Genomic DNA, 24210 nt, shown 5'->3' on the forward strand with positions numbered 1-24210 from the left:
TGCTTTATTCAGACTTACCTGTAGTTGGTAAATTCTCGCTTGCTTTTTCTGCGTACTTGGCTATCTCTTCTTCCTTAGGATAGCTCATCTTCCTTGTCTTTGTATCTATCAGAGCCATCTTTATGTGTTTAATTCCTACTTTTTCCTCACTCACGAGATATATGCACTCTGCAGCTAAGACACAAGCACTCTCTAGACTCATATCGGGATTGTATTTTTTCTCCAGATATTCAGTTACTTGCTCATATCCTGCCCCTATAGCAACCCCATCATAACCCAAGTAAGTCCCACTAGGGTCTGTCGAAAAAAGTTCTGGTCCATTTTTACCAATACCAGCTATAATCAAAGACACGCCGAAAGGCCTGACACCTGCATATTGGGTGTACTGTTGGTTCAAATCACCTATACGCTTAGCAATAGCTTCTACTTCAACAGGCTCATCATATGTTAACTTACTTGACTGGGCAAAGATACGTGCATAATCTACTTGAACACGTGCGTCTGGTACGTATCCAGCAGCTGCAATTCCTATATGCTCATCTATCTGAGAGATCTTCTGGCTAATATTTTGATTCTGTAACTTTCTTGCTCGCTCTTCAACAGCCAAGACTACGCCTTCTTTCACCTTTAGACCTAAAGCTAAAGTACCTCTTCTGACCGTTTCTATTGCATACTCAACTTGATATAGCCTTCCATCTGGCGAAAATATGGTAATCGCTCTATCGTATCCCGAACTAGGTGCAAACATAGCCATTCACTTTAATTTAACAAGTCTTATATAAAGGGTTTAAAATCCTTTTTTATTATAAGATTAATTATATTTATTATTTATGGTATCTATGTAGTTATGTTTAAAGTCATCCTATTGGGATATCTATGCGGTGAAGATGCCAAGGCAGATTTTTAACGCTGATGAGTTTAAAAAGCTGTTAGAGAAAGCAAAAGAATGCCGTGTTGTAAAGAAAGAGGATACGGTAAAACTAAAGCTTAGAACACCTAAAATGCTTTATGTTCTTTTTACTTCGAAGGAGGAAGCGGATAAACTTCTAAAAGACGTAAAGATCGAAGTGAAAGAGATAGAATAGAGCTATTGTATAGATAAAATCTGTAATGGAAAGACGAGAACCATATTTCTAAGTTGAGAAGGATTTTATATTGTATAGGTATCCCCAGTTTTAGGTGCCACAGCATCTAATCCTAACTCGGTTTTTAACTCTTCAGCAAACTGAATGCAATTCTTCTCCTCACCATGCACTGTGTACACTTTAGGGTCTCCCGTAATCCCTTTGAACATATCAAAGAGCTCCTTTCTACCGCTGTGAGAAGAGAAGTCGAAATGTCGTACTTCAGCTTTTACCTTTTTTGGCTTCCCATTTATGATCGCTATTTTCTTCTCCAATAAAGTCCTTCCTGGCGTCCCAGGCATCTGATATGAGACTAAGGCTATAGCATTTTTCGATCTTTTTGAAATTTCGGTCTTATAAAAAACAGCAGCACCCCCAACCAACATACCTGCTGGCGATATTATGACTGATGGCGTCTTAACGATGCGTCTTCTATGATTCCAACCTCTTATGAGCTCGATACTCTCAATACTTTTTCTGAAGAGTTCTGAGTCATACAGATATTCTGGATATCTAGATAGGATCCCATTAGTTTTCAAAGCCATACCATCCATAGCTACTGAATAAGGGAAGTTGTATTTTTTAAACACACACGCCATCTCCTGAGCTCTACCCACAGAGAAGGCTGGGACAAAGAAAGTACCTCCTCGCTCTATGACCTCCCTTGCAAAGGTTATAAACTCCTTCTCCACATTATTGCGTTGTAAATGATCTGTTGTTGCATATGTACTTTCAGTTATTACTGCATCTAGTTCCTCAAAGTTTGTATTAGCACCTTTAAGCAGTAATGAATTATTTGCATTGATATCTCCCGTATAAAGGAGCCTTTTTCTTTTACTCGTCAAAATAATGGATGCTGCACCAGGGAGATGACCAGAATTCAAAAAAGTAGTAGTGAATCCTTTTATGTTTACTATTTCATTTAGATTGAGCCTATAGGTCTGATTAATCATAGAAAGTAAGTCTATATACTCAAAAGGAAGATAGAATCCAGAAATCCTTAAAAAATCTTCTATCAGGAGTTGAGATAGCTCTAATGTCAATCCTGTGGTATATAGCTTTGTACCCTCAGATATAAAGAAGAGAGGGATTCCACCACTATGATCGAGATGAGCATGTGAAAGAAGAATTGAATCTACATTTCTTGGTTGAATATGCATTGGGAATGCTGGTGGTCTTGTTAGTTGAACTCCAAAATCTAACAGAACTCTCCCTTCTATATTCTCGATTAAAAAAGCAGATCTTCCTACTTCTCTTGCACCGCCTAAAACTGTTATTTTCATAGAAAGAACAGTTTTTGAATAAGAGTTACTTAAATATATGTGATTCTAGGCGATATACGTTTTGATATTTAATTGATGACAGTTTTCAAATGGGTAGTTACTTTGAAGATTCTAGAATATTATCCATCGCAACTATAATTACGAATTTAACCAAGGTAATCTAACTAAACTTGACTTAAAGAATTGATGATATCTTCGATTTTTTTTAACGCACTATTAAAGCTATTTTTTGTATCATCAATATCATCAATTATATAGCAATTAAATAGTGAACTGGATATAATTTTAAATAATGAATTGTAAGCTTTCAAGTGATTTAGCAGGATAATCTTATTAAATGAGTTTCTTTTAACAAATTCTTTCACATGTTTCACCACTTCTTTCATAACTTTGTAATCTAGTTCGAGGGAGCTTAAGTACTGTGATAGAGGATAAACATCGGAGATTTCCACGGGTACTATACCAAAAGGAATTGATAAAAAAGCTACTTGAACTTTTTTTAGTTCCCCACCAAGACCCTTAATCAATTTGATATATGATGGTGATTTATAGAAAGGTTTGACTTCAGATTCAGGAAGCAGTAAAAGAACCTTTTTCTTTATAGATACATCTTTTAAGAATCTTTCTAAGTATCTTAAGACTTCAGGTCTCATTAGATCTTGATTCTCAGAAAAGAAGATTGATTTAGGTTTAAATAATGGCGTCCCATTTTCTAAAAATTCATAATTCTTATTTAATGACCTAAAAAACTCCCAAAGTTTTGGGTGAGCTTTAGCCTTCGTACCAAGGTACTCCCAAATTCTACCATCCTTTAAAGCTTGTTTTGTTGTCCTCATTTCCTTTAAAAGAACGTTCAAGTTATGTATGGCTATCTTCTGAACTTTCTCTTCAACCTCAAACCCCTTAATTTCCTTTAATGTATGCGTTGTACATATCGAACAATTACATGGTAGAAATGTAAGTTCATCCAACTTTGCAGTGCCGTAATCAGTCATATAGCGTCCTTCTCTAGCATATAATATATAGGATGCCGAATCAAAAAGATCACAACCAAGTGCCACGATAAGAGGGATCGTTAATGGATGCCCAGCGCCAAATAGATGTAGGGGCTTATTAATTGGAAGAATTTGCTTAACTGTAATTATCATCTGAGCTAATAAATTAAAGTTGTAAGATTCCATGACCTCTGTAGGACTTCCCAGAGCAAATATATCAAATGCCATCTTTCCAGTTAGCTCTGCAGATCTCTTTAAAAGGTCTATATAGCTACCACCTTGAATAGGACCAATCCAGAGTATTCTATTTGCTCTAACTGCTTTTAATGTTTCTTTAGCAGCCCTATATGTAATCTCAACAGTTTCACTAGCTCGCTCTACATTTACATTGGTCCCTGTAGGTGTATCTAGTACGATGGCTATGTCTGATCCAATTCTTTCTTGAAAGCTAGCCATCTCCAAAGGTGTGACTTCTATATCTCCATACTTCAGAATTTGATAGCCACCTGAATCTGTCATAATTATGCCATTAAAATCGACTATCTTGTGTATCCCTCTTTCTTCTGCTATTTTGCCAAGTGTTTTCAATGTTATATATGCATTCGTCATCACTGCTTTGAAACCGATTGCTGCAATTTCTTTAGGTGTAATACTTTGCCTTATTGGGTGAATTACGGGTAAGATACAAGGAGTCTCTAATGAACCTCTCTTGGTCTTTATCTTTCCTATCCTGCCTGCTAGATCGGTCGTCTTTATCTCAAACATTCGTAAATTACACTTACTTTGTAATTTCACTTACAAATTCATTATATACGGATTTCACCCTCTCAACGGCTAATCCACTTCCTTCAACCCCTTGTTCTGTCACCTTTATCTTATCCATAACTATGATAGACCTTATGTCTTCCCTTATCTTAACCAATCCTGGGAAGACTCTATTTAGTCTTTCAGCAAGAGCTTTCAGATCGAAAGGTTTTTCCACTAACCTTATTTCCTTGATAAAGTCTCTGTTCAATAGAACTTTGTAGACATTTTCACCCACACCAGAAACATTATCTAAGATAACGTTAAGGTTTCCATCGACACCAACAAGATCACCTTCATAAATTCTACCTTCCGATGTCTCTAAAGCAACCTTCCGACCTATCATAGAAACGACCTCATTTGTAAACTTCTTGTTAATAATAGAAGACATATTTCCCCCCACAATAATTAGATGATTATAAAGATAAAAATCATTTTGTTTAGAAATCTATAAAGAACCATTTCTATGGACTTGATTAATATATACTCTAAGTTGTTATATTACTCCCATAAAGTTAAGTAATATAATTTCAATCAAAAAATCGACTTAATTTTTCAGCTTCTGTGAAAAATTGTAACCAATCGATATCACCCACTCTTTTTTTAATATCTCCTTTAATCACCTTAATGATCTCTTCGACAACTTTTTTATCATCCCTTCCAGTCGTATCGAATTCAGCAATTTTGTCCCTTCCAAACTTTTTTAAAGCTTCATATGCACTAATGCTTAATATTTCTGAAGCTATATTATCTTTAATTTTCTTTTTACTGTAATTTCTTGATAAGAACCTCTTCTCAAGCTCAAAAGGTGAGCATCTTAGCACGGCAACGAACTCGATTTCTTGCTTGGATAACACGAAAGGTAAAAGATGGCCTACTATAACTATTTTTTTTTAAAAATTACTTCCTTAGCATACTTCCTTAGTAGAGGTAAATTTACAAGAATTCCGAGTGCATCTTCACTGATTATTGCGCCCTTTTCTATAGCTAGCTGATTCAAATCTAAAAAATCATAATGTAGAAGTTTAGCTAACAATCTACCAATAGACTTCTTCCCTGTACCCGGATTACCTGTTATGCCAATTTTTTCAAAAAATTTTACCATCTACTTTCATACCATCTAGTTATAAAGTAATAACACTATTTTTATATGATATGGATCTTTCTAATTGTTTAAATCCTCTCCAGATTCCTTTGCAAACTCTCTAAGGAGCTTTTTCTGCTTATCTGTTAATCTTGTTGGAATGTTAACAATCACCTTAACCAATTCATCCCCTCTGCCAAAACCTCTTAGTTTTGGCATACCTTTGTTCTTTAATCTGAATACGGTTCCACTCTGAGTGCCAGCGGGTATCTTGAGCCTTGCTTTTCCATTTATATTTGGAACATCTATCTCTGTACCTAATACTGCTCGAGGAAAGCTGATCTGAGTCTCATAGAAGATATCGTCTCCTTCTCGATTGAATATTTTATTGGATTTTACGGTTATTACAACATATAAATCTCCTGAGGGACCTCCTCTCACACCTGCTTCACCCTCACCCCTTAGCCTTAGAAGATAACCTGTATCTACTCCAGATGGAATTTCCACTCTTATCTTTCTATATTGTCTTATAACACCTGAACCACGGCATTCTTTACAGGGATTTTCTATCACTACCTTTCTACCGTTACACTTATCACATGTCGTTACTTGGACAAATCTTGTAAAGCCGAGTGTACGAGTATATTCTAACTGTCCAGTACCATTGCATTTGGAGCAAGTCTTCTGTTCCGTTCCTGGACTTGCACCCGTTCCTTTACAATTCATGCATTTTTCTTTACGAGGAATTTCTATTTCGGTCTTTAACCCCTGAAAAGCATCTTCTAGAGTAATCTCAAGATCGTACCTTAAATCACTCCCCTTCTCAGGACTATAAGACTCGCGTCTACCAAAGAACTCCTCAAATATTTTACTGAAACCGCCGAATCCAAAGCTAAAATCCCTGAAGATCTCATCAAAGTTAACACCTCTGAAGATGTCTTCTCTCGTGTATCTGCTATCAATACCCTCATGACCGTACATATCGTACTGTCTTCGTTTTTCTTCATTAGATAGTACAGCGTAGGCTTCGGATATCTCTTTGAATTTTTCCTCTGAATCAGGTGATTTATTCCTATCGGGATGATACTGTAGAGCTAATTTGCGATAAGCGTTTTTTATATCTTGTGCGCCTGCATCTCTTGAGACACCTAAAATCTCATAGTAATCCTTTTTTCCCATGAAAGGTCAACTAATAATGAAAATTACTTTTTATCATCGTCCACTACTTCATAGTCAGCATCGACCACTTTTTCTTTTTCTCCTTCTTTTGGTTGTGGAGCATCCTGACCCTTTTGTTCCTTGGCCTGCTGTTCAGCTGCTTGTTGATAAGCAGTGGCGCCTATCTCCTGCAGAATTTTGGATAGTTGTTCGCTTTTAACCTTAATGTTGTCTATGTTTTTCTCACCAACAGTACTTCTTAATTCGTTTGTAGCTTTATCTATTTTTTCTATCTGATCTTGGCTCAATTTGTCTTTAAGATCAGATTTTATCTTTTCAGCAGTATAGATCAGAGTTTCGGCGGCATTTATTACTTCCACCTCCTCTCTCCTTTTCTTGTCCTGCTCAGCAAATTTCTCTGCTTCTTTGACCATACTGTCAATCTCTTCTTGGGATAGCTTCTTTGATGCGGTAATATCTATCTTCTGTTCCTTATTCGTAGCTAGATCTTTAGCTGTGACATGTAATATTCCATTTACATCGATATCATAAGTTACCTCTATTTGTGGCACCCCTCTAGGAGCTGGGGGGATTCCTGATAAATTGAACATACCTAATGAAACATTGTCAGAAGCCATGGTTCTCTCCCCTTGTAAAACATTAATTGTCACAGTTGTTTGGAAATCAGCAGCAGTTGTAAAGATTTGAGTTCTTTTTGTCGGAATAGTAGTGTTACGTTCGATTATCTTTGTTGATATTCCACCAAGGGTTTCTACTCCCAAAGACAATGGCGTAACATCTAGTAGGAGAATGTCTTTCACTTCACCAGCTATTATTGCTCCTTGAATAGCTGCTCCTATAGCTACACACTCCATAGGGTCTACACCTACCTCAGGAGGTTTGGCGACAATTTCTTCAATCGATTTCCTAACGAGAGGCATCCTTGTTTGACCACCAATCAATATTATTTTATCGATATCCTTCGGTGTTAATTTTGCATCGTCTAGAACTCTTTTGATAGTATCCTCTGTCTTTCTTACAATAGGTCGAGCAAGCTCTTCTAACTTTGACCTCGTCAAAGTGTATCGTAAATGTTTAGGGCCTTCTTTATCCATAGCTATAAAAGGAAGGTCAATATCCGTTGTAAGAAGTGAAGAGAGCTCTATCTTTGCCTTCTCGGCAGCCTCCTTTAGCCTCGTCATAGCTGTCTTGTCGCTTCTTATGTCTATACCAGTCTGATTCTTGAATTCCTCAATAAGGTGATTAACTATTGCGTAGTCAATATCTGCTCCGCCTGTCTGTGTATCTCCACTTGTTGCTATAACTTGAAATACTCCTCCTCCAAAATCCATTGCAGTAACATCATGTGTTCCTCCTCCAAAGCTAAACACTATTATCTTCATCTCTTTTTCGAGCTTATCTAATCCATAAGCCAAGCAAGCTGCAGTAGGTTCATTTATTATTCTTGAAATATTCAAACCTGCTATAGTGCCTGCATCCTTAGTAGCCTGCCTTTGATTGTCGTTAAAATGAGCTGGAATAGTTATAACTGCTTTTTCAACGGTTCTCCCAAGAAAAGTCTCTGCATCTCTCTTTATCTTCTGTAGGATAAATGCAGAAATTTGTTGTGGAGTAAATTCCTTATCAGATATGTAAACTTTATAATCGCTTCCCATCTTTCTTTTAATTTCAAAGATCGTTCCTTCAGGATTTGTTAATGCTTGCCTTTTAGCTGGTTCTCCAACCAATAGTTGTCCATCCTTCGTAAATGCGACCACAGAGGGGAACATCTTGCCTGCTACTGTAGGTCCTTCAGCACTAGGTATTATCACAGGTCTGCCTGCTTCCATCATTGATGCAGCTGAATTAGTTGTTCCTAAATCGATTCCCAATATCTTTTCCTTAGATTTTCCCTCAGAGTTACTCATGATTTCCATCACTCCTCATTATATGGATTAAGAGCGACCTTCACCTTACTTGGTCTTATTAATTTATCATTTAATAGATACCCTTTTTGCATCTCTTCAACAATCATATTGGAAGGGCAATCTTTAGTTTCAATCTTATCTATCGCTTCATGCAAATTTGGATCGAATGCACTCCCTATAGTATATATCTCTTCGACCCCTTCTTTTCTGAGAATCTCTTTTAGATCTTTGAAAATAATCTCCACCCCATCTAACAATGTCTCTTTATTCTTTACTTCCCTACCGGATATCATCGCTCTTTCCAGATTATCAACAACATCTAATAATTTAATTATTAATCGCTCGTTTCCATACTTCACTAATTCGATCATATCCTTGTTCACTCTTTTTTTATAATTATCAAAATCCGCCTGAAGGTACTTTAAACGGTTAAGATAATCTTCAGCTCTATTTTGCTCTTCTTTCAAAGCTTTTCTTAATTCATCTAGCTCACTTAATACTTTTCTTGAATCTATAGCTTTATCGATTGGTACAGTATCTTTATTTTTCTCTTTTTCTACCACAGCTTCTTCTGTCATTTTGATGAGCCTCCACATAAATATGTTAAATGTAAAGTTAAGTCAGAATTTAAAAAAAGGTCAATTATTTTATTTAAATATTATGCTTCTGAATTTTGAGAATAAATATCAGTATGAAATTTTAGTAATGGATTAACTATAATGATAAATTTATTAATTAGAATAGGTTTGGGATTCAACATGCCTCTAGCATTTGTGTTGATAAATGCCGATCTAGGAGCAGAGGAAGAATTAGTAGGAGAGCTTAAGAAGATTACGAATGTAAAAGAGGTTTATGTAGTCTATGGTGTCTATGATATAATAGCTAAGATAGAAGCTGATTCTATGGAGAAGGTAAAAGAGACAGTAACATGGAAGATTAGACGTTTAGATAAAGTTCGGTCTACACTCACAATGATAGTAGTTGAGGTTCCGTAGATAATAACTAAATTCATCTATAACTATAACCAATAATCTCATCCGCCTCTTTTACCTGTGAGGACTAACATAGAAACTTTAATACAAACATCAGGTTATAGACAAAATTGGGCTATAATGCTTTTTATATCTGCTCTGAGGAAAATCCTAAAAGGCTTTACCAGAACAGCCGTTTTTGCAGTAACTACCAAGTGTAATTGTAAGTGTATTATGTGCGACATGCATCGGAAGAATCCTGAATCTATCAATTGTGAGGAGGCGTTTAAAATCATAGATTTTCTCACTCAGAACAGATTTCTCATACTTTATCTAACGGGCGGTGAACCAACTCTTCACCCTGACATTATAAAGATTTTGAAGTATAGTAGTAAAAAGGGTTTGATAACGAGTATGACAACCAATGGGACAATATCACATAATCTGCTTTTAGCTTGCAAGGAAGCAGGGCTATCTCTTCTAAGTGTTTCACTTGATCATTGGGATACAAAAATATGTGAAGATATTCGACGACATAGCCAAATAAGTAAGAAACAGATTGATGCAATTAGGTATGCGAAAAAGATCGGATTAAGAACTCATGCTTTGTCATTCTTGAATCCCTTTCTGTTAAGGGACGGAGTAGAGAATATGGTTAGATATGTAAATGAGGAATTGGGAGTACCATTCGGTTTTTGCTACCCAACAATATGTGATGTGAACTCATATAGATTAGGTGGTGAGATTTCTGAGAAAGAACTATTGCGTAACTTACGAAAAGGTATAGCCATGATACTATCGCTAAAGAAAAGGGGGTACGAAATTTTGAATTCTGGAACATATATCGAAGATATACTTAACTTTTTTAACAACCAACCTCCTAACTTTTACTGTAGGGGAGGGCAAGATGTTTTCTATATCGATTGGATAGGAGACATTTATCCATGCTTTGCGAAACCGAAGCTCTTCAATATACTGAAAGATAGACCCCATTTCCTTGAGAATATAATGTGTAATGAGTGTCTTACAAACTGTTTCCGTGAACCTTCACTCTTCCCACAACTCTTTTATCCAAACCTTATTATCAAGGAGGCTCTTTTACATCCATCGAAGTTGATTTTTATTTGATACTAAAGTGTAGATCGCAGTGAAATCTCAAGAATTAGATACAATCTATGCTAAATCTGAATCATTTGCGAGACGGTTCCATTGAACAAACTTCAGATACTTAACATAGGTCTTGATGATACAGATTCCAAAGATGGGATGTGTACTACATATATTGGCGCCATAGTTGTAGATAAGCTTAAGGAGATGGGCGTGGAGATAATTGATTATCCATGTCTTATTAGGCTCAATCCCAACTGGGTTTTGAAGACTAGGGGAAATTGTGCTATCTCGATAAAAGTTAAAACAAAAGCCGAGTTGATACCTGACATAAAGCAGATTGTTATAGAGACTGTAAATCAACTGGCAGAGTTAGATCATTGGACAACGAATCCAGGCGTTGTGTTCTTTGAAGGTAGTAATATCCCAGAGGAGTTAAAGGCTTATTCAAATAAAGTAATACAAGATATTACGACTATCAGTGAAGCAGAAGCTCTATCGAAGAAGATTGGTGCTGAATTTTTTAAATTTAAAATAGGGAGGGGGATTATAGGTGCTTTAGCAGCTATAGGTAATGAATTAAAGCAAGATAAAACCTATGAACTTATAGCTTATAGAGTGCCAAACAACCGTGGCACAGAAAGAAAGATAGATAAAGAATCCGTTTTAAAGATGAATAAACTGACTTACCCAATGACATTCGATAATATCGATCTTGTAAAAGGTGAAATAAGAATAACACCCCACACACCTTGTCCAATCTTGTATGGGATTAGAGCTGAAAATCCCCAAATAGCAAAGAAAGCTCACAACATTACAAAAGCATTTGAGCCGATAGAAAGATGGGTGATATTCAAAACGAATCAAGCTACGGATGAACATATAAAAAATGCAAAGATATCTGAAGTGAAACCAGATCGTTCTTTTTTAGTTGAGGGAGAAGTTTGTGTGAAGCCACGAATCATACTTGGGGGTCATGTTATATTCAGAATAAGAGATGAGAATGGTGGGATAGACTGTGCTGCCTATGAGCCTACGAGACAATTCAGAGAGATAGTTTTAAAATTAATGGTCGGTGATATAATCAAAGCCTATGGTGGAGTTAAGCTAAAGCCATCTTTACCATTGACTATAAATCTTGAGAAAATAGAAATTGTTAAGCTAAGCCCTGTCTTGAAGAAGATAAATCCAGTTTGTTCATCATGTAGCAAGAGGATGAAGTCAGCTGGGAAAGGGAAGGGATTTAGGTGTAAAATATGTAAACTTAAGCTACCTAACAAAGCACTTTACTTTGAACAGATACCAAGAGGTATAACTCTAGGATTCTACGAAGTTCCGCCTAGGGCTAGGAGACACTTAGCAAAACCATTGATCCGCTTTTCACAACGAGTCTGAGGATAAATAATTCATGAAACCAGATTTATCTTAATATATTTTTATTTGTTGATATTCTTGCAGTGATCGTTTTTTAAACAATTTATTAATGACTTTGCAAAGACGTTATTACATCAACAGGCAGGTTGGCTTTTATAATGATCGAACTCATTCCCAGCTCGGTCTGACTATTTTTAAGTACTATTCCAAAATCTTCGTTTGAACAAGCTAAAATGATGTTATTTTTACCTGTATAAGGAGGCATTCCTCGTTTTACGCCTAATCTTGGATATAGAGCTTGTAGATAAGGTATGGTGTTGAGTGCAACTACACTTCCAACACAATCATGAAGCTTTTCTATGAGTGTAGAAAAAATCGATATTTTATCCTCCCTAATCTCAAAAGGATCTATTGACCATGCTACTAAAATCCTAGCCCTACCCGCTTTTAGCCCCTCCTCTTTTAATATGTCACGAATCCTGTTTATAAGATATTTAATATACCCTTCTAAACTTTTCAATATGCCTGACATCGTATACCATAATGGTTCACCAGTCTTTAAGGTCTTTGTGATCGCTTTTATATCAAATAAATTCTCACTTATCGTCTCTAGATAAGCCTCCTTTTGACTATCTGTAAAGCACTCCGGAGAAATCCAATCACTAGATCTGCTTAACTTTTTACATAACTCTAATTCCATCGCGATAGAACTATATTTTCTTATTACATGTTTGGAATAAAGCCATTCAGCTAAGTATAAGGGTAGGATATCAGGTACATCGATCAGCGCCGATTTGAGAGTTTCGATAACAGCTTCATCTAAATTCATTCTCCTTGAACCTATAAATACAGGTTCATTGGTTTTCGGGTTTAGTGGAGCATATATGTAATCAAAGCCTACACCTACTTCTAATCCAGTAAGTTTTTCAATCAATGATATGATCTCTCTATTGCCACCATAACTCATCGGCAACATATTTACAAATACCACTCCTTTTGAAAGATGTTTTGATACAGTCTTTAGTCTCAAGCTGATCTTGGATTTACCTTCTATGCCATGAGTTCTTATTTTAGGGGCGAAGAATATGCATTTAGCTTTGCTTATTGCATCTTCCATAGATTCAAGACCAAGTAATGGCTCATCTTCAAGAAGAGCTGCGATCGAATTGAATCTAGCGAGTATTTTATTTTTTAACTGCATGCCAACATTTAGGTTCTCATCCACTAGGGTAGTCTGTATGTCAAAAAACGAAAGTGAAGAAGCAATTCTATAGCCTTCGGTACTTAGACCAAAAATTGTAATCGGAGCGAGGATATTTTTAGACAACTTTAACCTCTAGAGATATAATTATCCTTTAATATATTTGCTTTAAAAGGGTTAATCCATATTGGGATAAAAAATATTTTTTTATCATCCCTGTCAACGCTGAGCGCCTTTGCAGTCTTTAGTTTACAATGTAGCCTTGAATATTATAATCTCTCTCTATATGTATCAATTCCATTTAACAGAGATTGTTATTAGTTAATATAAGAGAATGTAATTTTTCAGGGAATGTATATTGATCCACATCTTTTTACTTACTTTAGAGACTTAGAAGAGTATTTTACTCAATTACACTTGGGAGAGTATATTACACTCTATTTGATTACAAGCTGTTTTTTTGTATATATTGTGGAATTAGCATGATGAATGTAAATATTCATTTTAAAATTATTAATAGAAGAATGAATTCAGAAACTAATAAAGTAATATGGTGCGAGTAATCCATGCAAAATAGAAGTAAGGCGATGAATGAACAGGAGCGTCGTATAAATGCTTGGATGGCTAAGATCAAGCATAAGATAGTTGTGCTTAGCGGTAAGGGTGGAGTTGGAAAAAGTACTGTAGCCACTAACTTGGCGGTCGCTTTGGCATGGAAAGGTCGATCAAATCTGGTAGGTATTCTAGATGCAGACATCACAGGACCTAGTATACCAAAGATGATTGGAGCGAGAAAGCAACAGTTAGAAGCCGGTCCACCGGGAATCTTCCCTGCAACAGGGCCACTAGGAATAAAGATCATATCAATGGACTTTTTCCTTCAAGCTGATGAAACACCAGTAATATGGCGTGGTCCATTGAAGTCTGTAGCCATAAGGCAGTTTCTAGCTGATGTGGTTTGGGGTGAACTTGATTTCCTCCTTATAGATCTTCCACCTGGAACCGGTGATGAAGCACTTAGCATAATGCAAATTATACCAAATATAGACGGTGTCATTATAGTCACTATCCCCTCAGAGGTTTCTCAGATTGTTGTCAAAAAGGCAGTTACTTTCACCCAGAAATTGAATGCGCCGATAATTGGAATCCTAGAAAATATGAGTGGTTTTGTCTGCCCAAAGTGTGGTGCTGAAACGGACATCTTTAGAGTAGGTGGAGGTCAGAAGATATCAGATGACCTTAACGTTCCTTTTCTCGGGAGAATTCCAATCGATCCACGAATATGTGAAGACTCTGATCAAGGTTCTCCTTTTATTACTAAGCATTCAGATTCTCCAGCCGCCAAAGAATTTATGAAGATCGTAGATAAAATTGAAGACTTCCTTAAGAAAGAATGAACAGACTAATTTGAGAGATATTTAGAAATTAAACAGAGATATTTTATCTTTGCGTCATTCTAAGATGATCGACATTTCTTCATTATAACAAAAATGAAATCGAACTTTATTGTTTAATTTCGCATCTTTAGAAGTTTATATAAAATTATACCTCCTATAACTAGAAGAGAGCCTGATAAAATTATAGATATACTAAATTGAAGAATCATTAGAAAACATGATAGAAGACCCAGGAAAGCAGTTACTGAAAATCTACCTATGTTTAAAGGAGCCTTAAAAGATCTCTTCAACTCGGATTCACTATATCTTAAGTGAATCAACGAAATGTTAACAAATGCGAAAGTAATAAAGGCCCCAAAACTCGTTAAGCTAGCCACAAACTCTAGGTTCCCAAAGAAAACAAAAATTATAGAAGAGATCATTATGAAGAGAACTGCCAGCGAAGGTGTACCTCTTTTAGAGTTGATCTTTGAGAGAACCATTGGTAAAGCACCCTCCCTAGCCATACCATAGATCATTCTAGAACCCACAACTAACATAATTAAAACCGTATTGCTCGTAGCAAATAAGGCTATTAAAGATATGATAGTAAAAGCATTTTCACCTAGAGCCCGGGAAGCTGCGAAGGCAAGAGGCGAATTGGAACTTCCAAGATCTATCCAGGATGCTAAGCTTACTACAGCTGAGGCCACAAATACGTATAGACACGTTGTTATTAGTATTGAAAAAATTAACGCTTTTGGAATAATTTTTTTTGGATTTCTGGTCTCTTCAGCTATATTAACAATATCTTCAAAGCCTAGATAGGCAAAGAATATCAGAGCCGAAGCAGATAGGACTCCAGATAAACCATTAGGCGCTTCGAGAAGATATACTTTACCTAAACTTCCTATGCCTATCACGATAATGAGGATTAACCCAAATATCTCCACCAAAGTGAAAAAAATATTTATTTTTGTTGACTCTTTTATCCCTAAGTAGTTGATGTACGATAATAATAGTATTAGAATTATAGCGATTGGGATTATGGGGAGACTGAAAAGGCCTTGAAAATAGCCAGCGAAGCCTAGAGCCACAGTCGACACAGATATTATACCAGTCAAAATTACTAACCAGCCGATTATAAAGGCCAAGATTTCGGACTTGCAAGCAAATCTGACGTAGACGTACTCTGCGGCTTCCTTCGGAAACATTGATGAAAGCTCGGCATAACTCAGGCCTGTTAGAGAGGCAATTGCTGCACCCAATACAAATGAAAGCCAAACAGAATTTCCTGCTATGCCAGCTGCCTCACCTACCAATACATAAACTCCTGCTCCCAGAATTATCCCTACACCCCACATAGTTACTTCGAAGAGCCCGATCTCCCTTCTCAAAGAAATCACATAATCTGGGTCAAGAACAGAGTTTATATATAAACTATCTAATATGGAAAACGTTTTTAGAAATAAAATCTTTAGCTTGAACTATCCATTTGAATATATATTATCTAGAATTAAAGATCAAGAAAGTGGAAAATTTAGATTTGAGAATGGGTTCCTTCGACAACCACAATGCTTGTATTTGGTCTAACTTTCCCAATATTGTTCGATAAGCCTAAATTGGGAGCTCCGCTTGTTATGCTCTCATTCTTGATAGGATTTTCAGTTGTGTATTTGGGATTTCATTTTCCAGGAGACGTTATAGCAAAAGGATACTGATCTAGAATCTTACTTTATAAAGAGATAGAGTTTACTAATATATCTCTGAATGTTTAGATATATTAGTAAACTCAAGTCTCATAATTTAGCATAAATCATTTAAATCTACTAGGATAGTTATTAGAAGTATAATTTCATTCACTTAAAAATACAAAGATAGCCCGGGCCAGATTCGAACTGGCGTCAGCGGGTAACTTCAGACAATCTTCCAAAGCCCGCTATGCTTGACCGCTACACCACCGGGCTAAATTATAAGATTAATAGATCAGTTTATTCGGTTCATTTAAACTTTGACTATAGAAAGTATCTTTGTCATTTGGATTTTCTATACAGTTGATAATGACAATTAGAACATAGCTATCTAAATTAATTTGGCTTTGGATCATAGTTTCTTGTATACAGAGATGGAAAAGTTTTGCGATATTATTTTGATAGGATACAGGTCTCACAACTATTATTTAATGCATTTTGAAACTCAAATATCAAAGCATCATGAGAGGAAAGGTTTTTTCTTGCTGATTACATGATAAAAACGGGTATTATTGGACTTTGTCGTGGGTTAAGCAAACATTTTAAAATTTCTTTATATCGATTAAGTTGGAAAGAAGTGAAGATCGTCAGGTATGCATTTTATAACATCGCTAAAAAAGTATGTAACTGATTTTAAATTAAATTATAAAGTGCATACATTTGTCTAAAGTTTAAAAAAGCAGTAATATTCTAAGGAGAGTTAGGGGCTTATAGAGAAGATTGCTAAAAATCTATAGAAGATCTAATCATGAACACCTTTAAAGCAAGATAGAAAAAGTGTAGTCTCATGAGTAATCAATTATATATTATTACAGTCCAAGGCTTAGATAGACCTGGGCTTGTAGCTGGAATTTCAGAAATCTTAGCAGATGCAAATATTAATATCGTGGATATAGATCAAACAGTAATTAGAAAACTCTTTGCTATGTTTATAATATCAGATTTTACAAACTCTACTCAAACTGTAAATAAAATAAAAGAAAAACTCATTAAAAAAGGCAGAGAACTAAAAGTGAAGATATCTGTTGAACCTTACATATTAGATGAAGGTCTAAGGAGAAAAGAAGAGAGGAAATTGATATTATTAACAATAATAGGTAAAGATAGACCAGGGATAGTAGCTAAATTTTCCAATATATGTGCAGAAAACGGTGTCAATATCGAAAGGGCGAAGATGATGGCAAGGGGTGATACGATCGCTATGGAACTACTTTTAAATACAGAGAATCTGTCAATAGATTTCAATAATTTAAAAAATTTACTTCATGAAGTAAGCCTAGGGCTAGGCTTGAGTGCTATAATTCAAAGACAAGATGTTTTTCGAAAAGCGAAAAAACTTGTTGTCTGTGATTTAGATTCTACTTTCATCCAGCAGGAAATAATCGATGAAATTAGTGCTATAGCGGGAGTTGGGAAAAAGGTCAAATCAATAACAAGAAGAGCTATGGAAGGAGAGATAGATTATACTAAAGCTCTGAAGGAAAGAGTTGGGCTCTTAAAAGGTCTGGAAGTTTCTATTTTAGATGAAATTCTAAATAATATCTCATTTAGTAGTGGGGTCGAGGATCTTCTGCTGATTTTGAAAGAGCTTGGTTGTAAAATAGCGATTATAACAGGAAGTTTTTCTTATTTCACAGATAAAATCAAGGAAAAATTCGATATAGATTATGTGTTTGCTAATGAACTAATAATTGAAAATGGCAAACTCACAGGAGAAGTCAAGGAGCCGATAATCGATGCTGAGATGAAGAGAAAATCAATACAAAAACTTATAGAAAAAGAAGGAATCAAAAGAGAAGAGGTTATCGCCATAGGAGATGGGGCGAATGATAGATTTATGCTCATGGAAGCTGGTTTGGGCATTGCCTTCGATGCTAAGGCAATCTTGAGAAAAATTGCAGACGGTGTTATAAAGAAGGACAATTTAAGTGGTTTGATCTATTGTTTGAGTGAATTTAAAGACTATTAATCTTTATTTTTTCAAATTTTAGTACTCGTTTTGATCTTGGCTTGAGCAGCAGCGAATCTCGCTACAGGTACCCTAAAGGGAGAGCAGCTCACATAATTTAAACCAATTTCATGGCAGAACTCAATAGATGCTGGGTCTCCTCCATGTTCTCCGCAGATTCCTATTTTGATATTATTTCTAATCTTTTTTCCTAGATCTACACAAATCTTCATTAACTTACCTAAACCTATACGATCTATTGTCTCAAATGGATTGGCCTCTAAGATATTCTCGTTAAGATAATTGTACAAGAACTTAGCTTCAGCATCATCCCTACTATAACCAAAAACTGTCTGAGTCAGATCATTGGTACCAAATGAGAAAAACTGTGCGTATTTAGCTATCTCATCAGCTGTTAAAGCTGCTCTTGGTACTTCGATCATGGTTCCTATCAAATAATTCATCTTAATTCCAGCCTCTTCTAATACCTTATCTGCTATTTGTTGTATCTTTTCCCTTAGGAACTTTATCTCACTTGCTTTGCCTACTAAAGGTAACATTATCTCTAATTTTGCACCTAAACCGTCTTTGGCGAGTTCGATAGCGGCTTCGAATATCGCTCGTGTTTGCATTTCGTAAATTTCGGGATAGCGTATGCCCAACCTGCAACCACGATGGCCGAGCATCGGGTTATGTTCATTTAGAGTCTGAACCTTCTTAAGAATCTTTGTTTTCTCAGCAAGGGTTTTCTCATCTGTTCCTAAAAGCCTTAACTCCGTCGTTTCAACAAGTAGGTCCTCTAATTTAGGTAAAAATTCATGTAACGGAAGATCTAGCAGCCTGATCGTCACAGGAAGATTATTCATAATCTTGAAGATTTCCTTAAAGTCGCTCTTCTGCATAGGTAATAGCTTATTTAAAACATTCTTCCTTTCTTCTTCTGTAGTAGCCATTATCATTTCTTGCACAATTGGTAGGCGATCTTGAGCATTGAACATCCGCTCTGTACGACATAGACCTATCCCTTCTGCTCCGAACATTCTTGCCCTCTCTGCACCTTCTGGTGTATCTGCATTGGTTCTAACGCCTAAAGTTCGGATTTCATCTGCCCAATTTAACAGTTCTTGCAACTCGGAGCTCAACTCTGGTTCTAAGGTGGGTACCTCTCCCCTAATTACATACCCTCTGGAACCATCAATAGTGAGGACATCCTCTTTCTTGATCGTTATACCACCTACATTAAATTTTTTAGCATCAAGGTCTATCTTTACATCACCAGCCCCTGAGACACAAGGTTTTCCCATGCCCCTTGCTACTACAGCAGCATGGCTCGTCATTCCACCTCTGCTGGTCAAGATACCTTGCGCTGCGACCATGCCATGAATATCTTCAGGAGTAGTTTCTGCTCTAACTAAAATGACTTTCTCTCCAGAACTCCCACGTTTGTCTGCTTCATTTACATCGAAGATAACGACCCCAGAGGCAGCTCCAGGAGATGCTGGGAGCCCCTTGGCTATAATTTCTATATTAGCATTAGGGTCTATTCGCCTATGTAATAATTGTTCAATCTGGTTGGGCCTTATCCTGATTATTGCCTCCTCATTGCTGATTAACCCTTCCTTAACCATATCTACTGCAATCTTAACTGCTGCTTGAGCTGTGCGTTTTCCAGACCTTGTCTGTAACATGTAGAATTTTCCGTTCTCTATCGTAAACTCGATATCTTGTAAATCCCTATAATGTTTTTCTAAGAGATAACAAGTTCGTTCTAATTCCTCATATATCTTTGGTGCTTCTTCCCTCATCTCTTCTATCGACTTGGGTGTGCGTATTCCAGCTACTACATCTTCACCTTGAGCATTCATAAGGTACTCTCCGTATAGCTTATTTTCACCAGTTGAAGGGTTGCGAGTAAAGGCTACGCCGGTACCTGAACTTGGACCTCTGTTTCCAAATACCATCGCTTGAATATTGACAGCTGTACCTATGTCGTTCGAGATTTTATTGATTTCACGGTATTTTTTGGCCCTTGGAGTATTCCATGAATCAAAGACTGCACTTATAGCCATGAAAAGTTGTTTATAAGGGTCTTGAGGAAAATCGTCCCCAGTCTCCTTTTCTATTAGATTTTTATATTCTTCAACTATCTCCTTTAAAGCTTCATCATTTAACTCGATATCTAACTTTACACCTAATTTTTCTTTATATTCTTCTAATATTATCTCAAATTTTTCACGCTTAATATTTAGGACAACGTTGCCGAACATTTCCATAAAACGTCTATAACAATCATAAGCTAATCTCTCATTATTGGTCGTTTTTGCTAAGCCTAATACAGTTATATTGTTTAGACCAAGATTGAGGACAGTGTCCATCATTCCTGGCATAGAGACTGGTGCTCCAGATCGGATAGAAAGGAGTAAAGGATTGAAGTAATCGCCAAATTTCATACCAACTTTATTTTCAATATATTTTATCTTTTCTAAGACTTCATTTTCTAAGCCATCCGGAAAGCGTCTACCTATATCAATATATTTCCTACAGGCTTCGGTTGTTATGGTTATACCCGGAGGGACGGGTAAGCCAATTCTTGTCATTTCAGCTAGATTCGCTCCTTTACCTCCTAAAAGTGACCTTGACTTTGCATTTCCTTCTTCGAATAAAAAGACCCACATATGCTTGATCTGCCTCTTTTGTAGTATGGGGGTATGATATTAAATATTTTGCATTTCTAAAGCAAATAAAAAGTTCATAGTATGTGCTTTCTAAAAGTCAAACTTTTAAGGAATATATATTAAGCATGAGAAGATACTTATGTATAAGTATTGAGTATATTCGAAAGTATATAGTTGACTCTTAGAATAATCAAAATTATATTTAACCTTTTTAACTATTATAGTTTTGAGGAGAGTCATTATAACAAAAATAATTCAGCTCTACGTTTACCAAATGAGACAAGATGATCAAAGGAAATGCACGGCAGCAAAGCTCCACCGTTTAGGTTTGGTCAAACAGATTTTTCGAAGAAATGCAATACCTAAAAATGGTATTACTTTAAATCCGAAGGTAGAAGACATCTTTTCACCTCAAGAAAAGCAACATTTAGGCTATGGACTTGTGGCCATAGATTGTTCATGGAAAAGAGTAAATGAAGTCTATATAAAAAAATTTAAAGGCTTAAATAGGCGGCTACCTCTGTTGATCGCTTCTAATCCTGTAAATTACGGTAAAATCTCTATGCTTAGCTCGGTCGAAGCACTTGCTTCTGCGCTTTATATATCGGACTTTCTTGAGCAAAGTGAGAAATTGTTATCTATATTTAAGTGGGGGCTTAATTTTATACAATTAAACAAAGACCCCCTTGAGGATTATAGACTTGCTAAAAACTCTAAGGAAATTCTAGAGATTGAGAAAGAATATTTTTATCGAAATAGTTGATCTTTAAATGCCTAAAATAATACATAATCGAAAGACTAATACAATATAAGTCCCAATAATTTTAATGGATGTGAGTCGGTGAGTGGGTGACGGGACTGTGTCCTGAGGAAGCTCCTCTCTCCATGCAGAAACATGACGCTGTGAGGCGTAACCAGAGATGGTTGGCAACAAAACAGAAACGAAATCCGAACCAGAGTGTACGATGATAGTTTTATTGAGATTTCTGGGTAGGAGTGAAACGGTTGACCCATGTGGAGCAAGACCAAAATAAGTCGATGAATTCTGCATGAGACTTGGGTAGGTCGCTAAGTCGAATCCCGCTTAAAACAAAAAGAGGGCTACTGCCGACACGCATCCCCCTGAATTGTAAACATTGTTGTGGTCAGATAACCATTTCGAGAAGTAAAACAGTAAGTTAAATAAGGAACTATAAAGAATCCGGTCTCCAGTAAAAATCAAGATTATTCTAACGATAATGACTCATTTGGAAAAGTAATCATAGTCACTGTTCTTAGTATATCGTTTGATACATTAATCACTTTACGAACGACTTTGAAAACATCAGCTATCGAATTTGCGACGACTTCAGCGATCATGTCATAAGCACCAAGAACAATATCTACTTTTTGAACTTCATCAATATCAAAGATTTTACCTTGTATTTCTATATGTTCAGACTGTGTAGCTTTAATAAGCATAAATGCAGACGGTCTTTGAATTGTCTGCTTTGTTCTCTCAGAGAGGGAAAGGTAAGTCGTGCAACTGCCAACGAGAGGAAGAGAGTTGAGTAATGAAATATAATTTTCCCAAAGATCATTAAGACTTTTTACATTTGCCCTAACAACTATATCATATAAACCCAAAACCTCGATAGCATCAAGATTGAGGCTATCCCGAATCAACTTACCAACGTCAAGGCTAGCCCTTTTTGCAGAAACCATTAACCAGACATACATTTATGCATTCCTCCAATTAAGAGACCACAATTATATTAATTAATTTTCTTATATAATTGATTGTCATTACTTGTAGAAAATTGATCAAGGAAGCTGTACTATATAAGCGATTGCCTAACGATAGAGTAAAGTGCATTGCTTGCACCCGCTACTGCAATATCCCTAAAGGAAAGATAGGGTTCTGTGGGGTTAGACAGAATATAGGCGACAAGTTGTACCTATTAGTTTACGGTAAAATCATCGCAGATCATGTGGATCCTATAGAGAAGAAACCTATCATCCATTATTTGCCCGGTTCCAAGGTCTTTTCGATAGGCACGACAGGCTGTAATTGGCTTTGCCAATATTGCCAGAATTATAATATTAGCCAATGTAAAAAAGTCGAAGGTACAGAGGTATCACCAAAGGAAGTAGTGCAATTAGCAGAAGATTATGGATGTCAAGGTATTGCCTATACATATAATGAGCCTACTATATATATAGAATATGCACATGATATTGGAGAAATCGCTAGAGAAAAGGGATTAATTAATATATTTGTATCGAACGGCTACTGCACCTTAAATACTGTAAAGATGATGAACAATTTTCTTGATTGTATTGTAATAGACTTCAAGGGAAACGGTGAGACTAACTTCCTCAAGAAGTATGTTGGCGTTCCAAACGTCAACCCCATCTTTCAGACATTATTAGATATTAAAGATAAGACAAAAATTCATATAGAAATAACCAACTTAATAATTCCAAAAATAGGCGATAATCTTGAAGAGGCAAGAAAGCTATCGAAATGGCTTTATGAAAATCTTGGCCCTGATACTCCCATTCATTTCTTGAGGTTCCAACCCAATTACAAACTTACGTACCTTCATCCTACACCCGTCGAAACTTTAGAGAGACACTATGATATAGCCAAAGAGGTTGGGTTAAGGTATGTATATGTGGGAAATGTCCTTGGTCATAAATTCGAGCATACATATTGTCCTGGATGTAATAGGATAGTTGTGAAGAGGATTGGTTGGGATATCACTGGTTGGTACTTGAATGGACAAAACAGATGTATCTATTGTGGCTATAAGATACCTATAGTTGGAAAGTTGAACAGAACTATTCTATCCAACAATCTCTAGAGTTGAGCTTTAAGAAGGAAAGAAGGGCTTGATACAACGCCATGCATAGCTTTTGCGCCCTTATGGAAGAGACTTTATTTCCTAACGCCTTGAGCGATTGGGAGTGGCTGGCTGAACTGGTCGGCAACCCTTCCAGCTTACACCACCACCCCATCAACGCAATCTTCTATTGCGGCTCTCGTTCAAGCTTACCACCTTACGGAGGTAAAGCTCGAATGGTCATCTTTTCTCGGGAAAGGCTTCGAGCTTAGATGCTTTCAGCTCTTATCCTTAACGGCTTAGCTGCCCGGCTTTGCCCTTTCGGACAACCGGTACACCAGAGGCCGCGTTGCCCCGTTCCTCTCGTACTGAGGGCAACTTCCCCTCAGATGGCCTCCGCCCCCATCAGATAGAGACCGACCTGTCTCACGACGGTCTAAACCCAGCTCACGTTCCCCTTTAATGGGCGAGCAGCCCCGCCCTTGGCCCCTGCTGCAGGGCCAGGATGGGAAGAGCCGACATCGAGGTACCAAACCGCGGGGTCGATGGGAGCTCTCGCCCGCGACGAGCCTGTTATCCCTGGGGTAACTTTTCTGTCATCTTCAG

21 protein-coding genes, 1 tRNA gene, 1 rRNA gene and 1 other RNA gene are annotated in these 24210 nt (G+C 36.7%); 9 read left to right on the forward strand and 15 right to left on the reverse strand.

What is annotated here, in order from left to right:
* Positions 1 to 4: 4 nt before the first annotated feature.
* Positions 5 to 748 carry an archaeal proteasome endopeptidase complex subunit alpha gene (gene psmA, locus L6N96_07270; protein MCP8323956.1) on the reverse strand — a complete coding sequence of 248 codons (744 nt, stop codon included), beginning with the start codon at positions 746 to 748 and terminating at the stop codon, positions 5 to 7.
* A gap of 139 nt (positions 749 to 887) precedes the next feature.
* Between psmA and L6N96_07275 the strand changes: the two genes are divergently transcribed.
* Positions 888 to 1085, forward strand: a complete 198-nt coding sequence (locus tag L6N96_07275; GenBank protein MCP8323957.1) for a hypothetical protein — start codon at positions 888 to 890, stop codon at positions 1083 to 1085.
* 65 nt (positions 1086 to 1150) lie between these two features.
* Here the strand turns inward: L6N96_07275 and L6N96_07280 are convergent, their stop codons facing one another.
* From L6N96_07280 to grpE, 8 genes are all read right to left on the reverse strand, one after another.
* Positions 1151 to 2407, reverse strand: a complete 1257-nt coding sequence (locus tag L6N96_07280) for an MBL fold metallo-hydrolase (protein MCP8323958.1) — start codon at positions 2405 to 2407, stop codon at positions 1151 to 1153.
* A 164-nt stretch (positions 2408 to 2571) separates the two neighbouring features.
* Positions 2572 to 4167, reverse strand: a complete 1596-nt coding sequence (tgtA, locus tag L6N96_07285) for a tRNA guanosine(15) transglycosylase TgtA (protein ID MCP8323959.1) — start codon at positions 4165 to 4167, stop codon at positions 2572 to 2574.
* Between the two features lie 13 nt (positions 4168 to 4180).
* Positions 4181 to 4597 (reverse strand): Lsm family RNA-binding protein, encoded by a 417-nt coding sequence (locus L6N96_07290; GenBank protein ID MCP8323960.1) that lies wholly within the window; start codon positions 4595 to 4597, stop codon positions 4181 to 4183.
* Between the two features lie 139 nt (positions 4598 to 4736).
* Positions 4737 to 5063, reverse strand: coding sequence for a hypothetical protein (locus tag L6N96_07295; GenBank protein ID MCP8323961.1), 327 nt, complete (start codon positions 5061 to 5063; stop codon positions 4737 to 4739).
* A 26-nt stretch (positions 5064 to 5089) separates the two neighbouring features.
* Complete coding sequence (locus L6N96_07300; protein ID MCP8323962.1) at positions 5090 to 5311, reverse strand: hypothetical protein; 222 nt, start codon at positions 5309 to 5311, stop codon at positions 5090 to 5092.
* Positions 5312 to 5371: 60 nt separating this feature from the next.
* Positions 5372 to 6469, reverse strand: coding sequence for a molecular chaperone DnaJ (gene dnaJ / locus L6N96_07305; GenBank protein MCP8323963.1), 1098 nt, complete (start codon positions 6467 to 6469; stop codon positions 5372 to 5374).
* Positions 6470 to 6492: 23 nt separating this feature from the next.
* Positions 6493 to 8376 carry a molecular chaperone DnaK gene (gene dnaK, locus L6N96_07310; GenBank protein MCP8323964.1) on the reverse strand — a complete coding sequence of 628 codons (1884 nt, stop codon included), beginning with the start codon at positions 8374 to 8376 and terminating at the stop codon, positions 6493 to 6495.
* Positions 8377 to 8384: 8 nt separating this feature from the next.
* Positions 8385 to 8954 (reverse strand): nucleotide exchange factor GrpE, encoded by a 570-nt coding sequence (gene grpE, locus L6N96_07315; GenBank protein ID MCP8323965.1) that lies wholly within the window; start codon positions 8952 to 8954, stop codon positions 8385 to 8387.
* Between the two features lie 180 nt (positions 8955 to 9134).
* On the opposite strand from grpE, the gene L6N96_07320 reads away from it, so the two are divergent.
* The 3 genes from L6N96_07320 to L6N96_07330 all read left to right on the forward strand — a co-directional run bounded on the left by L6N96_07320 (position 9135) and on the right by L6N96_07330 (position 11849).
* Positions 9135 to 9371 carry an Lrp/AsnC ligand binding domain-containing protein gene (locus L6N96_07320; GenBank protein ID MCP8323966.1) on the forward strand — a complete coding sequence of 79 codons (237 nt, stop codon included), beginning with the start codon at positions 9135 to 9137 and terminating at the stop codon, positions 9369 to 9371.
* 210 nt (positions 9372 to 9581) lie between these two features.
* Positions 9582 to 10475, forward strand: a complete 894-nt coding sequence (locus L6N96_07325) for a radical SAM protein (GenBank protein ID MCP8323967.1) — start codon at positions 9582 to 9584, stop codon at positions 10473 to 10475.
* 81 nt (positions 10476 to 10556) lie between these two features.
* Positions 10557 to 11849, forward strand: a complete 1293-nt coding sequence (locus tag L6N96_07330; protein ID MCP8323968.1) for a tRNA(Ile)(2)-agmatinylcytidine synthase — start codon at positions 10557 to 10559, stop codon at positions 11847 to 11849.
* Positions 11850 to 11934: 85 nt separating this feature from the next.
* Here the strand turns inward: L6N96_07330 and L6N96_07335 are convergent, their stop codons facing one another.
* Positions 11935 to 13155 (reverse strand): hypothetical protein, encoded by a 1221-nt coding sequence (locus L6N96_07335; GenBank protein MCP8323969.1) that lies wholly within the window; start codon positions 13153 to 13155, stop codon positions 11935 to 11937.
* 440 nt (positions 13156 to 13595) lie between these two features.
* Here L6N96_07335 and L6N96_07340 point away from each other — a divergent pair, with 440 nt between their 5' ends.
* Positions 13596 to 14426: an Mrp/NBP35 family ATP-binding protein gene (locus L6N96_07340; protein ID MCP8323970.1), complete on the forward strand. Its 831-nt coding sequence runs from the start codon at positions 13596 to 13598 to the stop codon at positions 14424 to 14426.
* 113 nt (positions 14427 to 14539) lie between these two features.
* On the opposite strand, the gene L6N96_07345 is transcribed toward L6N96_07340, so the two are convergent.
* Both L6N96_07345 and L6N96_07350 read right to left on the reverse strand, forming a co-directional pair.
* Entirely contained in the window at positions 14540 to 15802 is a 1263-nt protein-coding gene (locus L6N96_07345) for an amino acid permease (protein MCP8323971.1), read from the reverse strand.
* A 481-nt stretch (positions 15803 to 16283) separates the two neighbouring features.
* Positions 16284 to 16372: transfer RNA gene (locus tag L6N96_07350), tRNA-Gln, on the reverse strand.
* 571 nt (positions 16373 to 16943) lie between these two features.
* On the opposite strand from L6N96_07350, the gene serB reads away from it, so the two are divergent.
* On the forward strand, positions 16944 to 18125 hold the full coding sequence (gene serB, locus L6N96_07355) for a phosphoserine phosphatase SerB (GenBank protein ID MCP8323972.1): 1182 nt from the start codon (positions 16944 to 16946) through the stop codon (positions 18123 to 18125).
* Positions 18126 to 18136: 11 nt separating this feature from the next.
* Here serB and ppdK read toward each other — a convergent pair whose 3' ends face one another.
* A complete protein-coding gene (ppdK, locus tag L6N96_07360; protein MCP8323973.1) occupies positions 18137 to 20779 on the reverse strand; it encodes a pyruvate, phosphate dikinase in 2643 nt (880 codons plus the stop codon).
* A 274-nt stretch (positions 20780 to 21053) separates the two neighbouring features.
* Between ppdK and L6N96_07365 the strand changes: the two genes are divergently transcribed.
* Positions 21054 to 21542 carry a DUF367 family protein gene (locus L6N96_07365; GenBank protein MCP8323974.1) on the forward strand — a complete coding sequence of 163 codons (489 nt, stop codon included), beginning with the start codon at positions 21054 to 21056 and terminating at the stop codon, positions 21540 to 21542.
* A 70-nt stretch (positions 21543 to 21612) separates the two neighbouring features.
* Positions 21613 to 21895: RNase P RNA component (gene rnpB, locus L6N96_07370), an RNA gene on the forward strand.
* Positions 21896 to 22003: 108 nt separating this feature from the next.
* On the opposite strand, the gene L6N96_07375 is transcribed toward rnpB, so the two are convergent.
* A complete protein-coding gene (locus L6N96_07375) occupies positions 22004 to 22498 on the reverse strand; it encodes an Lrp/AsnC ligand binding domain-containing protein (protein ID MCP8323975.1) in 495 nt (164 codons plus the stop codon).
* A gap of 80 nt (positions 22499 to 22578) precedes the next feature.
* Between L6N96_07375 and amrS the strand changes: the two genes are divergently transcribed.
* Positions 22579 to 23625: an AmmeMemoRadiSam system radical SAM enzyme gene (amrS, locus tag L6N96_07380; protein MCP8323976.1), complete on the forward strand. Its 1047-nt coding sequence runs from the start codon at positions 22579 to 22581 to the stop codon at positions 23623 to 23625.
* Positions 23626 to 23702: 77 nt separating this feature from the next.
* Here amrS and L6N96_07385 read toward each other — a convergent pair.
* A 23S ribosomal RNA gene (locus tag L6N96_07385) occupies positions 23703 to 24210 on the reverse strand; the annotation flags it as partial.

The organism is Candidatus Methylarchaceae archaeon HK02M2 (genome assembly GCA_024256165.1).
Lineage (GTDB): Archaea > Thermoproteota > Nitrososphaeria > Nitrososphaerales > JACAEJ01 > HK02M2.

Excerpts from the sequence above, each read along its gene's own strand:
- L6N96_07320 (MCP8323966.1), top strand. The coding sequence starts at position 9,135 with ATGCCTCTAGCATTTGTGTTGATAAATGCCGATCTAGGAGCAGAGGAA.
- L6N96_07325 (MCP8323967.1), top strand. The coding sequence starts at position 9,582 with ATGTGCGACATGCATCGGAAGAATCCTGAATCTATCAATTGTGAGGAG.
- L6N96_07290 (MCP8323960.1), bottom strand. The coding sequence starts at position 4,597 with ATGTCTTCTATTATTAACAAGAAGTTTACAAATGAGGTCGTTTCTATG.
- serB (MCP8323972.1), top strand. The coding sequence starts at position 16,944 with ATGAGTAATCAATTATATATTATTACAGTCCAAGGCTTAGATAGACCT.
- tgtA (MCP8323959.1), bottom strand. The coding sequence starts at position 4,167 with ATGTTTGAGATAAAGACGACCGATCTAGCAGGCAGGATAGGAAAGATA.
- L6N96_07365 (MCP8323974.1), top strand. The coding sequence starts at position 21,054 with ATGAGACAAGATGATCAAAGGAAATGCACGGCAGCAAAGCTCCACCGT.
- L6N96_07275 (MCP8323957.1), top strand. The coding sequence starts at position 888 with ATGCCAAGGCAGATTTTTAACGCTGATGAGTTTAAAAAGCTGTTAGAG.
- L6N96_07340 (MCP8323970.1), top strand. The coding sequence starts at position 13,596 with ATGCAAAATAGAAGTAAGGCGATGAATGAACAGGAGCGTCGTATAAAT.
- dnaJ (MCP8323963.1), bottom strand. The coding sequence starts at position 6,469 with ATGGGAAAAAAGGATTACTATGAGATTTTAGGTGTCTCAAGAGATGCA.
- grpE (MCP8323965.1), bottom strand. The coding sequence starts at position 8,954 with ATGACAGAAGAAGCTGTGGTAGAAAAAGAGAAAAATAAAGATACTGTA.
- psmA (MCP8323956.1), bottom strand. The coding sequence starts at position 748 with ATGTTTGCACCTAGTTCGGGATACGATAGAGCGATTACCATATTTTCG.
- ppdK (MCP8323973.1), bottom strand. The coding sequence starts at position 20,779 with ATGTGGGTCTTTTTATTCGAAGAAGGAAATGCAAAGTCAAGGTCACTT.
- dnaK (MCP8323964.1), bottom strand. The coding sequence starts at position 8,376 with ATGAGTAACTCTGAGGGAAAATCTAAGGAAAAGATATTGGGAATCGAT.
- L6N96_07375 (MCP8323975.1), bottom strand. The coding sequence starts at position 22,498 with ATGTATGTCTGGTTAATGGTTTCTGCAAAAAGGGCTAGCCTTGACGTT.
- L6N96_07280 (MCP8323958.1), bottom strand. The coding sequence starts at position 2,407 with ATGAAAATAACAGTTTTAGGCGGTGCAAGAGAAGTAGGAAGATCTGCT.
- L6N96_07300 (MCP8323962.1), bottom strand. The coding sequence starts at position 5,311 with ATGGTAAAATTTTTTGAAAAAATTGGCATAACAGGTAATCCGGGTACA.